Below are 13,883 nucleotides of genomic sequence, written 5' to 3'. Positions count from 1 at the left end.
CCCGCGATGTCGGCGGCCAGGTCGCGGGCCTCGGCGGCGGCCACGATCTGCTGCGGGGTGAGGGTGGCCCACAGCGGGAAGCCATGGCCGCCGTTGAGGTTGGGGCGGACCGACCGGAGCAGGAGCCCGGCCGCGACGATCAGGAACGCGAGCCCGATCTCGCCCACCACGTAGGCGGGCAGGTTGAGCGGCAGGTCGCGGGCGACGGTCCAGGCGCCGGCACCCACCGCGCCGACGAACGCCAGGAGTAACCCGGTCTTGGTGTCGGTGCGGGCGATCTCCGCCTTCACCTCGGCGTGCTGCTCGGTGAGGTGCTGCTGTGTGGTGCTCACTGGCTCTCCCCCCAGGACGCGGATTCACGGCACTTCTGGCAGTTGTGCGGGCACGCGGCTTCGGCGTGGGTCTGCGGACCGAGCGCGTACCGGATGGCGAGCACGCCCAGGGCGAGCGCGGCGCTCACGGTGGCCCATCGCTGGTCGGCGTCGGGGCCGAAGACGAACCACACTTCGGCGGCGAACAGCGGCAGGACGAGCGTGTACATCAGGGCGCGCCTCATGCCGCGACACCGCCCTCAAGCTCCTTGAAGCGGGCGGCGACCCAGCCGACCGACCAGCCCGTGAGCGCGGCGACCTGACGCTGTGAGCGGCCCTCGCGGACCGCGTCGGCGACGGCCTGGCGGGCGGCGGCCTCGGTCATCTTGGCGGGCTTGTCGGCGTCGTGAGCGGTCTCGTGAGCGTCGGTGCTCACGGTGGCGCTCACGGCCGGGCGGGGGGTACTCGCGGCGGCGCTCACGGGTGCGAGGGCGGGCTTACGGGCCTCGGCTGCCTTCCTGTCCCGTTCGGCCTGCTGCGCCTTCTCCTTGGCCTGGCGGGCGGCCTCCTGGCGTTCCTGCTCCTCCTGCCGCTCGCGGTCCTGCCGCTCCTGCTCCTCGCGGCGCTCGCGGTCCCGGCGTTCCTGCTCCTCACGGCGGCGGCGGTCCTCCCGTTCCTCGCGCTCCGCCTCCAGGCGCGCGGCGTGCTCACGCTCCTCGCGGGCGACCCGGGCGGCGTGCTCACGCTCCCGCTCACGGTCGGCCAGCTCCTCGCGGCGGCGCTCACGTTCGGCGGCCTCCTGCCGCTCACGCTCCAGCCGTCGAGCCTCTTGCTCACGCTCACGTTCGGCCCGTGAGCGCTCCTCGCGCTCACGCTGCTCACGGCGGCGGGCCTCCTCCCGCTCACGGCGCTCAGCATCAATCCGGGCCGTGGCGGCGGCGATCTCCCGGCGCCACTTGAGCGAGGCCTCGGCGACGACGATGAGCACCACCGGCGCGGCCATGTGGACGCCGACACCCACCAGGTCGCCCTTGAGCGCGCTGAACCCGATGTTGAGCGCCACGGACGTACCGCCAGTGAGCACCCGCAGAACGACGGGCCAGCCGCTCGTGGACCCACCGAGGCGGGCAACGATGGCGTCCACCCTGATCGAGATGACCACGGCCACGTCGACCACGAGAGGCAGGATCGGAGCCGACCACCCCCACCCCTCGGGAGTGGAGCGCTCGACCAGCGGCGTGACCGTGAAGACGCTGAACAGGATGACGCCGAAGACGATCACCCACGACAGGCGGAGCACCTTCTCCGCCTGCTCTACCTGGGCTTGTGTGTTCATCTGCATCGGCTCAGCCCTCGATCCGGGAGCGGGCGCCGATGCCGCGCGCGGTCGACGTGATGTCGGTCCGCTTGATCACGGTCCCCTGGTAGACGTTCGTGGTGGACGACCGCTTGGCCTTGGAGATGGCGGCACCGACGGCCGTGGCCACGGTGGCGATGCCGACGAACGGGGCGGCAATGGCGATGACCCCGAGCAGGGTCACGGAGGACAGGCCCTGGAAGACGAGCCAGGCCCCGCAGCCGATGCCGGTGACGCCGGCGCCGATGCCGATGGACGCGACGGCGATCCCGGCGGCCCACTCGGGGACGATCCGGTGGTCGGGCTGACGCTCGGGCGGGGTGGTCCCGAAGGCGGGGACCGGGGTGGTGTCGCGGAAGGACGTCGGGGTGGCCGGCGCCTCCGGCCGGTACGCCTCGCGGATCAGGCGGGCGGCCTCGGCGGACGCTTCCGATTCGGTGAGATGCTTCGGGTCAGTGGTCACGGGATGCCTCCGTGGTCGCTAGGCGGGCCGCCCCGGTTGCTGCGGGGCGGTCCGTCGTCGTCCGGTGTGCAGGGGGTGTGCGGTCCCGCTGTGCGGGGGGTGTGCGGGCCGGTGTGCGGCCCTATTCACACGCCGCGTGACGTGGGGAATCGCGCTGTGCGGCTGTGCGGGGGTGTGCGGCTGTGCGGCGGCCGTCAGACCCCGGCGAGGGTGGGGATGAGGCGATACACGCCCTCCTCGCCCGTGGGGGCCAGGCGCCCCTCCTCGGCGAGCTTGCTCATCCGCTTGGAGACCCAGGAGCGGTCCCGGCCGATCTGCTCCAGGTACGGGTACAGGTCCCGGACGGCGACGGTGCCGGGGCCGACCGAGGCGAGCATCGCCACCAGTTCGTCCAGCAGCTCCCGCGCCTCCTCCGGCGACGGCTTGGCCGCCGGGAGTTCGGCGCTTCCGCCGGCGGTGGGGAGTTCGGCCGTGGCGTCCAGGCCCGCGTCCTCCTCGTCGACGAGCTCAGCGACCGCGCGGGCCGACTCCTGCTCATCCGTCACCGACGGGGCCGGGGCCGCCGGAGCGACCGGGGCACCGACGCGGGCGTGACGGTCGGCGAACAGCTTGCCCGCGGCCTGAGCCGCGGCGGCCTCGGTCACCGTGCCGGTGCCCTGGGGGCGAACTCCGGCGAACTGCGCGACGATCCAGGCGGCGGCCTTCTCGTACTCGCCGGACGGGCCGGTCCAGAACGTGCGGGCGGGGTTGGCGTACAGGTCCTCGTCGACCCCGGCCGACACCATGTAGACGTAGCCCTTGCGCTTGTTGCCCCACGCCGCCGGGTTGGCGCCCGCCTCCAGGACCTCCTCGGGGAGGGCGAACGAGGCGTCGTCGCCCCGGACTCCGAAGCACATGGCCGCCGGGAGCGAGGCGCGGGTGTCGGTCGAGAGCTGGTAGCCAGAGGCCCGCTGCATGGAGATGACCAGGGAGACACCGGCGGACCGGGCCTCCTGTGCGATGCCGGTGAACACGTCGTCGCCCAGCTCCCGCAAGAGCTTCGCGGCCTCCTCGAACCAGGCCACCAGGTACGGCATCCCGTCGCAGCCACAGGCGCCGGCCGCCGCGCACGAGTGCGCCGGGTCGGTCTGCGTCTCGGCGGCCGCGGGCTCCCACGCGCGGTAGCTGTGGTCACGCAGCCAGGCGGCACGGGCGGGGATGACGGCCTGGACGGCGGCGACCATCGCCCCGGCCGACGGGGTGTCGAGCGCGGCCCAGTCGAGCGCCGGTACGAGCGGCAGGAAGTCCTGCCCGCCCTTGGCCGCATCGCTGAGCCACACCGCCACGTCGCGGCGGGTCAGCAGCTCGAAGAACAGGTCCAGGGCGCCCTCGGTCTTGCCGGAGCCGGTCATCCCCATGACGAGCATGTGGATCGCGTCCAGGAGCGGGAGCACCAGGTCGCTTCCGTCGTCGTAGACGCCGATCCGCAGCGGCACGGCGATGGACTGGCCCGGGGCGAACGGACCCGGGTACATGGTCGGCGTCTTGAGCATGTCCTCGGGCACGATGACGAACTGGCCCTTCCTGGCGGAGTCGGGGTCGTGCTGGACGCGAATGGCCGTGGTCGGCACGTCCAGGGCGGACGCGATACGCGGGATGGCCTTGGCCACGTCGTCGTTGGTCAGCTCACCGGCGGGCAGCTCATACGGGACGGTGACCCGGTTCGGCTCCACCCGCACGTCCTTGAGCTTGGTCCGGGCGAGCCCGACCTTCTCCAGGAGGCCCTTGTCCGACGACTCGCCGGAGCCCTCGGGGGCCGACGAGCGCATGACCTGGCGGATGTTCCAGGACAGGGCGAGGGTCGCACCGCCCATCAGGTAGAGGTCGGGGAGGGGGCCGGTGAAGGGACCGGACAGGGCGGCGGAGGTGAGCCACGCCGACCCGGCCGCCACGGTGATGGCCGAGTGGAGGCGGCGCTGCGGGCCGGTGGACTTGCCCGCCCACCAGGTCGCGGCCGTCAGAGCGGTGGAGGCGAGGGTCAGGCCGACGCCCGCCCACGGGGACTCGCCCCACATGAGGTTGGCGCCGAAGCCAGCCGCGCCAACGCCGCCGGTGACGATCCACGGCGGGGTGTAGGGCTTGGCCCGGTGCCACAGCCACGCGCCCATGCCCGTCGATCCACCGGAGTTGAGGCGGTCTTCCTGCTGCTGCTGAACGTCCTTGCTGGCCATGGGAGACCCCCCTCTCAGAACTGGAACGGGTTGGTGGTGGCGGGGCGCTGCGGGCGCGGACGCATCAGGTCGGCGTACTCGCGCTGGAAGGCGGCGTAGGTGGCTACCGCGTTCTTCGCGGCGGCCGTGCACCCGTCCGAGGCCCGCTTGAGCTTCCAGGCCACCTTCTTGGCGCGCATCTTGGTCTGGATGGCGTTCTCGCCCGGCAGCGGCATGGACTGGCCCAGCCGCGCTTCCAGGATCTTGGCGGCCATGGCCAGCTCGATGGCGGCCTGGATCATCAGCGCCCGCAGGTGGTTGCAGTAGTTGCGGACGTCGTCCGTGTTGTTGAACTCGGGCTCCCCGAGGATGAACTGCGACTGCCGACGGCCGCCCTGTACGGCGGAACCGTTGTTCTGCGTCCGGTTGATCGTGATGTTCACGGGCGGCACGAACGATCCACCCATCGCGCCGACGAAACCGCCGGCCGCCGCGCCCGCGTTCGCGAACTTGGCGCCCTTGCCGTTGTTGGCCTGCCCGTTGGCCGCCCGGTTCGGCGTCCCGTTGGTCGGTGTCCTGGCCACGACCAGCCCCTCTCTGTCATTGCCCGAAGGTACGAATCGTTCGACGGCCGGGTACTTTCTGTACCTTGCCGACGCCATGAAGGTACATGAAGCACTGATGGCGGGCAAGCATGTACCTTGGAGGGGTCATTGATGTACCTTCGGAGGTGTACCGCGCTCCGACAAACAGGGAGAAGCCGTGGCATACAAGGCACCAGAAGGGAAGGGCTACGCCGACGTGGCCAGCCACTTCCGCACGCAGATCAAGAGCGGGGAACTCGCGCCGGGCGACTCACTGCCGTCCGTCGCTGAGATCCGCGAGCAGTTCGGCGTGGCGGCCAAGACCGTGAGTCGGGCCCTGGCCGTGCTCAAGAGCGAGGGCCTGGTCGCTTCCCGCGGAGCCCTGGGCACGGTCGTGGAGAAGACGCCCATCGTCATCACGGGTACGGACCGGCTGAATCGCATGGAGAAGAACGGGCTCCGCTACGCCCCCGGCGAGACCTCCTCGGGTCACCGCGTAATGCGGCGGTCGGTCTACGACCCCGAGGTGTGCACGGCTCTCGACCTGGAGCCCGGCGACGAGGCAGTGATTCGCATCAGGGTCTTCCGGCAGGACGGTAAGCCCACGTCGGTCGGCGTCTCCGTCTACCCGCCCCACACCACCGCGGCGGTCCCCGAGCTCGGCGAAGACGTGCGCATGGTGAAGCAGTTCGACAGGCTCTACCGCGAGCGGACCGGCCGGGAAGTCGTGAAGGGTCAGCGCACCGCCCACGCCCGGCAGGCCTCCCAGGACGAACTGGCCGCGCTGGAGATCGACGCCCCGCCGCACTCGGCCGTGGCCGTCCTCGTCACCACCGTGACCTTCCACGACGACGAACAGGCGCTCGGGTACTGGGAGGACGTGTACGCCCCGGGCTCGCGTGTGCCTCTCACCGACTGACCCGCGCTCTACCACGAGGGACGCCGGCCGCGAATTGCAGCCCCCAGGATCCCGAACCGTCAGAAAGTGCCACAGTGGCCGCCATCGGACGGGAGGGGCTGTAACGCCCTGGCCTCTCACTCCGTCCATAGGGCGTAACAGATTCGCGTCACAGACGTACAGATAGGCAGGACGATGACAGGCCGGACAACCGGAGCAGGGGAAGGCGTCTCTGACAGGGGCGACACGCCGGGCTACGGTTTCCGCTCAAGGCCAATCTGGCGCACGAAGGGAGGGGCTGTGTCGCTCACGCAACGCGAACACCGTGGGGCGGAACGACACTCAGCGACACCAGAACCCACCGAACATGACTCGGTGGGGTCTTGCGGAGCCCTTCCGCTCGCGGAAAGGCCGTCAGGAGGCCTTCTACGGCCCCTTGGGACCGTGACGGCATCGTTGGACATGGCCGGTATCGTCAGTTCAGGCACTAGAGCCGCAGGAGGGCACACATGGACACAGAGTCCACTGGCCCCGAGTGGTTGACGGTTCGTGAGTTCGCGGATCACTTCCGCGTCTCCCCTCGAACCGTGACCCGGTGGGCTGAGAGCGGTCAGCTGCGGATGCGGAGGGTCGGACCCACAAACCGACTCATCCGGATCCACCGCTCAGAACTCAACAGCGAGCACGACCTCCCGGTCTCTGCCTGACCGCAGAAATGCGTCAGGGCCCGTCGTTGGCGCGACGGGCCCCTTGAGACGCATTCCGGGAATCCTAATCCGCCGGGCGGCCACCCGACGGGGACACGGAAGCGATGCACTACTTGGTGGCGTGCATTGTCAGAGTAGCCACTGTTCCCTATCTAGGGAGCAATCGGGTTGCTCACGTTGTCCACGCGGGTGGCTGCCCTCTACCTCACTCAAGAGGCGCAGCATGGCAGAAAGCCCGCAGGTCAGCACACCTGCACCCCACGAGCCACCCACCCCCCGCCAAAGGTCCGGTGTGGACGCTCTGTCCACGGCGGTTGCATCGCCCACAGCGAACTTGACCGAGCAGCAGCGGGCCGTGGCCCTGGTCTGGGTGGGACGGGGTGTCCCCGTGATCCCGTGCTCCCGGACCGACAAGGGGGCGCTCGTTCCTGGGTTCGGCCGGGACGCGAGCCCGGAGCAGCTGAGCAAGTTCAGCGACCCGGAGCAGGTACGGGCCTGGTGGTCCGGCCGCTTCAAGCGGGCCCACGTCGGGCTGCTCACCGGGCGTGGCACGGACGGCCGCGGCCTGGTCGTCGTCGACCTCGACATGCCCAAGGGCGAGAGCAAGCCGCTTGAGGGCCGGTGGTCCGGCTGCCACGGCGGTACGGACGTGCTCGAACGGCTCGCCCAGGAGGCCGGCGCCGACTGGCCCGAGACCTACAGCGTCCTCACCCCCTCGGGCGGGATGCACCTGTACTTCCAGCAGCCTGCCGACGGGCCCCTGATCGGCTGCGCCACGGGCGAGGGACCCACAGCCCCCCACATCGGGCCCATGGTCGACGTGCGCGGCATCGGCGGGTACGTCATCGCGGCCGGGTCCTACTCGACCGCCCAGGGCCGCATGTACGAGCGCGTGAGCGCCCCGGAGCTCCGGCCGCAGCCGCTCCCCGGGTGGCTGCTCGAATCGCTGCGCCCGTCCGCTCCCCCCGCTGCTCCTCCCCGGCCGCCGGCGCCGGTGTGCCTGTACGCCCCCGGGGGCCGACGGGCCACCCGTGAGGAGCGGTACGCAGCCGCGGCCCTTGAGGGAGCAGCCGAAGACGTGGGCCAGGCCGTGGAGGGCGAGCGGAATCGACGGCTGTTCGCGGCAGCCCGGCGCCTCGGGGAGCTGCACCCCACGGCCCCGGCCGTGCTGGACGAGACGACCGTGCGCGAGCAGCTGCTCGCCGCGGCTCTGCGCTCGGGGCAGAGCGAGCGGGAGGCACTGCGCACGATCCGGTCCGGGTGGGAACGCGGTCTCGCTGGCCACGGGGCAGGTGCCGCGTGACGGAGAGAGGGCCGTCCCAGGCCGACGAACTCACCTCCATGGGCATGGAGATGTACCAGTTCATCCGCTACGAGGGAGCGCCCTACGCGATTCCCGTAACCGGGTGGGGGCAGGCCCTCCCCCTCCGTGCCCAGGGCCGCGGCAACGGCGTCTCTGTCCGCGCGCACCTCATCCGCCGGTATCACCAGGAGACCAGGAAAGCCCCCTCCCAGGGCGCGCTGGCCGATGCCGTGGCCACGCTCGCGGCCGTGGCCATGGACGCCCCGGAAGTACCCGTGCACCTGCGTATGGCGCGGGATCCCATTGACCAGGCGGTGACCTGGTGGGACCTCGGCAGGACTGACGGGCAGTGCGTCCGTATCGGGTCCGGCGAGTGGTCGGTAGAGATCCCCGACATGGACCCGGACAAGGGGCCGTTGTGGCGGCGCACTCGGCTCACTGGGGAGATTCCGCTCCCCGTGCGGCCGGCGGATGGATGGCGGCCCGCAGTCGAGCGGCTGCGGGAGCTCCTGCCGGTCACCGACCAGACATGGCCCATGGCCGTAGCGGCGGCCCTGGTGGGGCTACTGCCGGACGTGCCGCGCCCCATGACCTACTTCACGGGCGAGCAGGGCACGGGCAAGAGCACGTCAGCCCGCATGCTGTTGCGGCTGATCGAGGGCCCGACTGCCGACCTGCGGAGCATGCCCCGGGACGAGGACGACCTCGCCGTGGTGGCGGCCGCCGGCTGGACGCTCGCTCTCGACAACGCGAGCGGCATCCCGGCCTGGCTGTCCGACGCCCTCTGTCGAATCATCACGGGGGCGACCACCGCCAAGCGCGAGCTGTTCAGTGACGACGACGTAGCCCTGATCACCTACATGCGGCCGACCATCCTGACCGGCATCGACGTGGGGGCCCTTCGCGGTGACCTAGCGGAGCGGATGCTCCGGGTGGAACTGGAGCCCATTTCGTCGGCTGCTCGCCGTACAGAGCGCTCACTCTGGCAGGCCTACCGAGAGATGCTGCCGACCGTCCTCGGCGGCCTGGTCGAACTCGCCTCCCTGGTCTGGCAGGAGCTCCCTGCTGCTCGGACCGGCCTCACGGCCCGGCCGCGCATGGCCGACTTCGCTGAACTCCTGTGGGCCCTGGACAAGGTCACGGGGTGGGACTCCCTCGGGACGTACCTCGGCGAGCAAGACTGCCTCGTCGACGACGTCCTGGACGCCGACCCCGTCGCCTCCACGCTCCTGTCCTGGGCACGGGCCTGCCAAGAGGCGCAGCCTCCCGGCTCGACCTGGGCGTGGCACGGCTCCTCTGAGGAGCTGCTGCGCGCAATCACCGACCACCGCGGCTACGACCGCGTCGGGGACCGCTGGCCGCAGACTGGGCAGGTGCTGCTCTCCCGGCTCACCAGGTCCGCACCCGTCCTCCGGAAGCGCGGGGTGGAGTGGAGCCGCTGGAGGACGAAGCACGCTCGCGGCGTAGACGTCTGTTGGACCGGGCCCGTGCTGACCGTCCCCGCACAGTCCACCCAGCAGGAAGCGTTCAGCGTCCCGGCATAGCCGCACCGCACGTCGAGGGAAGGGCCGTCCGTATGGGCGGCCCTCTCTCGTGTCCGGGTGACACCTGGTGACAGCCTCAGATCTCGTGGGTGTCACCTCTAGCTCAGGCGCCTGACCTGCGTAGAAGCCCAACTCTGATGACACCGGTGACGCCGGTGACGCACTTTCGCGCTTTTCCTCTCCCCCCTGTACTACTTCCTTCCTCCTTTCCACAGAGGAATAGGCCCCAGGGCCGTCACCGGTGTCACCATCGCCCCAGGTCGGCCCAGAAACGGCAGTTCACGGCACGTTTTGGAGGGGTGACACCTACCCCGTTCTTGGGTGTCACCGGGGCCCTCACGGGTGTCACCGGCGTCACCCAGGTGTCACCGGCACCCGGCGGCGGCCTCGGCCGTCCTCAAGCCTCGCCCGGGGGTGGATAGCCCTCCAGAGCTACCCACCCCCCGCCGCGGCGGCGACGGTGCTTGAGGTCATCCGGCGGCTGCCGCTCGATGGTCGTGCGGCGTAGCCGCTCCGCTCTGTCCTGACCCGCAGATGACAGCGCACAGAGGGCCAGCGCGGCACGTCTTATGGCGCGGCGGGTCGCGCGGCGGTTGGCGGTGGGGGCGTTGGTCTTGGCGGTCGTTGTCGAGCAGCTGCTCGTGCGTGCGCGCGAGAGCAGGGTGGACCGGTCCCCGAATCTCCCCAGACCCGTACAGGGGAACGGCAACAGCACCTCCCGGGCCTCGGACGGGGTGCGGGGGGGAGTCGACCCCCAGGGGCGCGGTCTGATCAGAACTCCGGGATTCGCGGGCAGACGGTTTTCCCTCCCCGGCGGGAGGCCGGAGGGTCGAGGGGGAGGCACCCCCCACCCCGGTACGTCATCCCGTTCACGTACTGCGCGCCCCGATGACGTACTGGCGGCCGCGGCCGGGACCCTTTGACCTGACTGACTCCCGAGAGCCCTTCCCGGCGTTCACGGGGTCGACTGCGTCGTGGGTAACCCCCCCTTCGCTTTTCTGAGCACGCGCGCGCGCTGCTGACCGCGCCGGGCCCCGGGCGAATCGGTCTGGAGATTCCGACTCCCCCTCCCCGGCCGGCGCCGATGGCTACATGCGCGCGGGGCGGGGCGTAACCGGATACCGGGCCGGACTGCGGGCCGCGCAAAAAAGCGGGTGACAAGGGCGTTTGGGTCGCCCGCGGCTGCTGCCGAAGATTCGACCCACGCCCCCCTGCTGCTCCGAGACGCGCGCGCGTAGGACGGTCTCACGGGTTCCACGGCGGTACCTGGGCGCAGGTGAGCGGCCACGCGCGTGCGCGCGTTGAGCGGTCCAGAAAGTCCAGAAACCCCCCGGCGTTGGCACGGCAGTGGGGGTTGGGCAACACAGAGGCCCGCAGCCGGGTGGCTGCGGGCCTGGTGGGTTCGCGCGGTAGTGATCGTGTGGTCAGCGTTGGGCGAGGAGTCGCGCGGCCCTCTCCCTGCGCTGCTGCTCCTTGCGTGCGGCACGAGCGGCTGCGGACTGCTGCCGTGCCTTCTCCCGGGCTTCCGGGCTCAGGAGTCGGGCGACCGTGGTCGGGTGCCACTTCCCGCCGCGCTTGCTGAGGAGCCCCTGCTCGTTGGCCCGGTTGCAGATGGCGCGGATGCTGAGCTGCTCCTCGTCGCGCCAGCGCTCGAACTGCTCGGCGATCTCGTTCTCACGCTCGTCGTCGGTGAGCTCGTTGTCGACGACCTTCTGCCCGAACCGGGGCGCGCCGTAGGCGTATCCGCCCTTGGAGCCCTTGGAGGCCCGGCCCTCGGTCAGGCGCTTGATGATGAGCCCGCGGTCCAGCTGGTGGAAAACCCCGCGCATCTGCCGCATGGCCGTGCGCATCGGGTCGGACGCGTCGTCCTCCAGGTGCTCGCCGTGGTCGGCGGTGAACACGCGGCCGGCCAGGGCCCAGACGTAGGACAGCACGGCCTCCTGCACGGTGAGCTCACGGGCGAGCCGGTCCAGGTTCGGCGCCAGGATCCCGTCCGCCTTGCCCTCGGCGATCCACTCGACGGCCTCCATGAGCCCGGGGCGCTCGTCGAGCAGGCTCGCGCCAGACTTCCCGCCCTTGCCATCCCCGTCCGTGACCATGTGCACGATGCGAACCGGGATGCCCGCGGCGGTGGAGGCCTTCGCCCACTTCCGGCAGTCCTTCTCCTGGGCGTCGAGCCCGTACCCGTCGACTGCCTGGCCGGCGGTCGACACGCGGCGAACGAGGACCAGGCGGAGCGCGGGGGTGCGGGGCGTGCTCACTTGGCCTGCTCCTGACCGGCGCGCTGTACCCAGGACGCGATGGTGGCGACGGTCGACCACTCCCACCCGGAGAGCCATTGGACGATCCGCTCGTCGTAGGCCCCGAGCTCCACACCGGCGGCTGCGAGCACCTCCCGGAGCGCGGCCTCCTGCTCGGGTCCGGCCGGGAGAGGCAGGTTGATGTCGGCGCGGGGTTCGCGCTCGACGGGTCCGGCCGGGATGGAGTTCATGGTGTGCCCCCTTCGCGGCGGCCCGGGTGGCTGCCGACACCCCTCACTGTACACATCTATGGGCATAGATGTAACACCCTATGGTCAGAGCGTTTTTGGGTGTCAGGGCAGTCATGAGGCGACAGGAGCGGACACCACGGACGCGCGAACGGGGGAGGGGTGACGTTCGGTCACCGACATCGAGGGGGGAGCGGACAGCCTGCCGGGAGCGGGCCGCAGAGGGCGGCCCACCCCGAGCGTGCTCGACTCACAGAGTCCCGAAGTCCCGGAGTCTGGCAGTCAGGGAGTCGCGGAGCTGTTCCTCGGTGTCTCCGGTGAGAGCGTCCGCATGCAGGAGCAGCACGTCGAGCGCCACCCGAATCAGGGTGTTGTCGGTGAGGGGCTCGGACCGGTCGACGCGGTCGGCGGCGATGCGCCGGCGGAGCCGGGCCAGGGCGTCCGCCTGGTCGTGCCGCACACGGGCTTCCTTCCGCACCATGCGGAGGTAGCGGGGCCGGTCGGCAGGCTCCGGCGAGGTGTCGACCTCCCGAGGCTGCGACTCTGTGACTGCCGGACTCTGTGAGTCTGTGACCCCGGGAGTCTGTGACTCCGTGACTCCGGCAGTTCGCTGCTCAGGGGCCCGCTGATCGCCGACAAGGAGCTGAGCCGGTGCTGGCTGAAGCGGCGTCACACCGGTCGGGCGTGCGCGGACAGGGCGGCGGGAGGACATCAGGCGCCGGCCTCCTTCACGATCCGGGCGGCGAGCTCGGACACCAGGCGGGCTACCTCGGTCGCGGAGGACGTGCCTACGAGGCGCAGGGGCAGAGCGGCGTCGGCGGCATCCTTCATGGCCGTTCGCTCGGGCAGGTACGGCTCCCACACCAGACCGCCGAACAGGTCGGGGAGTCCCTCAAGCTGATAGGCGTGGGCGCCCAGGTTGGCGCGGACCCGGTTCACGATGACGCCAGCCATCCGCAGCTCCGGGTTGCCGAGGGCGGCCCCGGCCGTTGCCACGAAGTCACGGAACCTGGTCGCGCCCTCCACGGCGTCGTACTCCGGCTCCACCACGCACAGGGCGACATCGGCGGCGGCCAGACCCATCTGTGTGAGGTGTCCGAGGGAGGGCGGGCAGTCGATCAGGGTCACGTCGTGGTCGGCGTCGGCGTCGGCCAGGGCGTGCCGCAGTCGGGCAACAGCTCCGAGGGTCGCAGCTTCGGAGATGCGGTTCTCGAGGTCGAAGCGCGCCGGAAGCAGGTCGACGAGATCGGTGTAGGGCTCGGGCCAGGCGGGAGTCGTGAGGGCGCCGGCGGCGCAACCTTCGGACTGCCCGGGCATCACGGCCTCGGTCACCCCAGCTACGGGGGCGGCGGGGTCGTAGACGTGGCCAAGGCGGCGGGAGGCGTTCGCCTGGGGGTCCATGTCGACGACCAGGACGCGACGGTCGGTCTCTGCGAGGGCGGCGGCGAGCTGCACGGTCAACGTGCTCTTGCCGACCCCACCCTTGTTGTTCCCGAGGGCGATACGTAGGGCCATGGTGCGCTCCCTGAGTCTGTGAGTCTGTGACTCCGGGAGTCTGTCAGCTATGAGGTGAGGAACAGACGACAGCCCCGGCCGGTGTCGGCACGGGGCTGTCGAGTGCGGGTGGTCGGGCCGGTCAGTCCTCGCAGGAGCAGGAGCAGCCGGTGCCGGCGCAGCGTCCGCAGTCTTGGCAGGTGTCGCAGTTCTTGCAGTGGTGGCAGCCGCGGGGGACGGGCGGCCAGCACCGGCAGTCGCGGGTCGGCTCCCAGGGTTCGGAGGAGCCGAACAGACCGAGCTGGCCGGGCACGGGCGCTTCCGGGACGCGCTTCGGGGCGCGGGGCCTGATCCGGCGCGGGCTCATGCCGTGCCTCCCAGGGCGATCAGGGCGGAGAGGATGAGCAGGGCACCGCCCACGCACGTCAGGTCGACGGCGCGGCGCAGGCAGGTGAACTTGGCGACCGCGAGCCGGGACAGGCCCGCGATGTCGGCGGCCAGGTCGCGGGCCTCGGCGGCGGCCACGATCTGCTGCGGGGTGAGGG

At 71.1% G+C, this 13,883-nt stretch carries 16 protein-coding genes; 4 read left to right on the top strand and 12 right to left on the bottom strand.

Annotated elements, in window-relative coordinates; genetic code table 11:
- The 6 genes from ALMP_RS06205 to traA form a co-directional block, all read right to left on the bottom strand.
- The coding region (locus ALMP_RS06205) for a Pycsar system effector family protein (RefSeq protein WP_264925204.1) at window positions 1-332 on the bottom strand (332 nt) is incomplete at its 3' end.
- Window positions 329-556: a hypothetical protein gene (locus ALMP_RS06200; RefSeq protein WP_264925203.1), complete on the bottom strand. Its 228-nt coding sequence runs from the start codon at window positions 554-556 to the stop codon at window positions 329-331. The genes ALMP_RS06200 and ALMP_RS06205, both read right to left, overlap by 4 nt.
- The gene (locus ALMP_RS06195) at window positions 553-1,653 is read right to left on the bottom strand and encodes a DUF2637 domain-containing protein (protein WP_309299435.1); all 1,101 of its coding nucleotides are present in this window, start codon (window positions 1,651-1,653) and stop codon (window positions 553-555) included. Before ALMP_RS06195 ends, ALMP_RS06200 begins: the two co-directional genes overlap by 4 nt.
- A gap of 4 nt (window positions 1,654-1,657) precedes the next feature.
- The gene (locus tag ALMP_RS06190) at window positions 1,658-2,131 is read right to left on the bottom strand and encodes a hypothetical protein (RefSeq protein ID WP_264925202.1); all 474 of its coding nucleotides are present in this window, start codon (window positions 2,129-2,131) and stop codon (window positions 1,658-1,660) included.
- A 194-nt stretch (window positions 2,132-2,325) separates the two neighbouring features.
- Window positions 2,326-4,341: a plasmid transfer protein TraB gene (gene traB / locus ALMP_RS06185; RefSeq protein ID WP_264925201.1), complete on the bottom strand. Its 2,016-nt coding sequence runs from the start codon at window positions 4,339-4,341 to the stop codon at window positions 2,326-2,328.
- A 14-nt stretch (window positions 4,342-4,355) separates the two neighbouring features.
- Window positions 4,356-4,904: a plasmid transfer protein TraA gene (gene traA / locus ALMP_RS06180; RefSeq protein WP_264925200.1), complete on the bottom strand. Its 549-nt coding sequence runs from the start codon at window positions 4,902-4,904 to the stop codon at window positions 4,356-4,358.
- Between the two features lie 178 nt (window positions 4,905-5,082).
- Here traA and ALMP_RS06175 point away from each other — a divergent pair, with 178 nt between their 5' ends.
- From ALMP_RS06175 to ALMP_RS06165, 4 genes are all read left to right on the top strand, one after another.
- Window positions 5,083-5,823, top strand: coding sequence for a GntR family transcriptional regulator (locus tag ALMP_RS06175; RefSeq protein ID WP_264925199.1), 741 nt, complete (start codon window positions 5,083-5,085; stop codon window positions 5,821-5,823).
- Window positions 5,824-6,311: 488 nt separating this feature from the next.
- Window positions 6,312-6,509 carry a helix-turn-helix domain-containing protein gene (locus ALMP_RS44330; RefSeq protein ID WP_375803441.1) on the top strand — a complete coding sequence of 66 codons (198 nt, stop codon included), beginning with the start codon at window positions 6,312-6,314 and terminating at the stop codon, window positions 6,507-6,509.
- Between the two features lie 334 nt (window positions 6,510-6,843).
- Window positions 6,844-7,812, top strand: a complete 969-nt coding sequence (locus ALMP_RS06170) for a bifunctional DNA primase/polymerase (RefSeq protein WP_264925198.1) — start codon at window positions 6,844-6,846, stop codon at window positions 7,810-7,812.
- The gene (locus ALMP_RS06165) at window positions 7,809-9,356 is read left to right on the top strand and encodes a hypothetical protein (RefSeq protein ID WP_264925197.1); all 1,548 of its coding nucleotides are present in this window, start codon (window positions 7,809-7,811) and stop codon (window positions 9,354-9,356) included. Before ALMP_RS06170 ends, ALMP_RS06165 begins: the two co-directional genes overlap by 4 nt.
- 1,424 nt (window positions 9,357-10,780) lie before the next feature.
- Here ALMP_RS06165 and ALMP_RS06160 read toward each other — a convergent pair.
- The 6 genes from ALMP_RS06160 to ALMP_RS06135 form a co-directional block, all read right to left on the bottom strand.
- Window positions 10,781-11,617: a recombinase family protein gene (locus tag ALMP_RS06160; protein ID WP_264925195.1), complete on the bottom strand. Its 837-nt coding sequence runs from the start codon at window positions 11,615-11,617 to the stop codon at window positions 10,781-10,783.
- Window positions 11,614-11,847, bottom strand: a complete 234-nt coding sequence (locus ALMP_RS06155; protein WP_264925194.1) for a hypothetical protein — start codon at window positions 11,845-11,847, stop codon at window positions 11,614-11,616. Before ALMP_RS06155 ends, ALMP_RS06160 begins: the two co-directional genes overlap by 4 nt.
- A 247-nt stretch (window positions 11,848-12,094) precedes the next feature.
- Window positions 12,095-12,304: a hypothetical protein gene (locus ALMP_RS06150; RefSeq protein ID WP_264925193.1), complete on the bottom strand. Its 210-nt coding sequence runs from the start codon at window positions 12,302-12,304 to the stop codon at window positions 12,095-12,097.
- A 251-nt stretch (window positions 12,305-12,555) separates the two neighbouring features.
- The gene (locus ALMP_RS06145; protein WP_264925192.1) at window positions 12,556-13,359 is read right to left on the bottom strand and encodes a ParA family protein; all 804 of its coding nucleotides are present in this window, start codon (window positions 13,357-13,359) and stop codon (window positions 12,556-12,558) included.
- Window positions 13,360-13,480: 121 nt separating this feature from the next.
- On the bottom strand, window positions 13,481-13,705 hold the full coding sequence (locus ALMP_RS06140) for a hypothetical protein (protein ID WP_264925191.1): 225 nt from the start codon (window positions 13,703-13,705) through the stop codon (window positions 13,481-13,483).
- A partial coding sequence (locus ALMP_RS06135) for a Pycsar system effector family protein (protein ID WP_264925190.1) occupies window positions 13,702-13,883 on the bottom strand: 182 nt, incomplete at its 5' end. The genes ALMP_RS06140 and ALMP_RS06135, both read right to left, overlap by 4 nt.

Origin of the sequence: Streptomyces sp. A012304, from assembly GCF_026008495.1 — a bacterium.
Classification (GTDB): Bacteria; Actinomycetota; Actinomycetes; order Streptomycetales; family Streptomycetaceae; genus Streptomyces.
This window is presented reverse-complemented; position numbering and strand designations above follow the sequence as displayed.

Bases quoted from the DNA above. Each gene is read 5' to 3' on its own strand.
- ALMP_RS06200 (WP_264925203.1), bottom strand. From the start codon at position 556: ATGAGGCGCGCCCTGATGTACACGCTCGTCCTGCCGCTGTTCGCCGCC.
- ALMP_RS06155 (WP_264925194.1), bottom strand. From the start codon at position 11,847: ATGAACTCCATCCCGGCCGGACCCGTCGAGCGCGAACCCCGCGCCGAC.
- traB (WP_264925201.1), bottom strand. From the start codon at position 4,341: ATGGCCAGCAAGGACGTTCAGCAGCAGCAGGAAGACCGCCTCAACTCC.
- ALMP_RS06195 (WP_309299435.1), bottom strand. From the start codon at position 1,653: ATGCAGATGAACACACAAGCCCAGGTAGAGCAGGCGGAGAAGGTGCTC.
- ALMP_RS06145 (WP_264925192.1), bottom strand. From the start codon at position 13,359: ATGGCCCTACGTATCGCCCTCGGGAACAACAAGGGTGGGGTCGGCAAG.
- ALMP_RS44330 (WP_375803441.1), top strand. From the start codon at position 6,312: ATGGACACAGAGTCCACTGGCCCCGAGTGGTTGACGGTTCGTGAGTTC.
- ALMP_RS06140 (WP_264925191.1), bottom strand. From the start codon at position 13,705: ATGAGCCCGCGCCGGATCAGGCCCCGCGCCCCGAAGCGCGTCCCGGAA.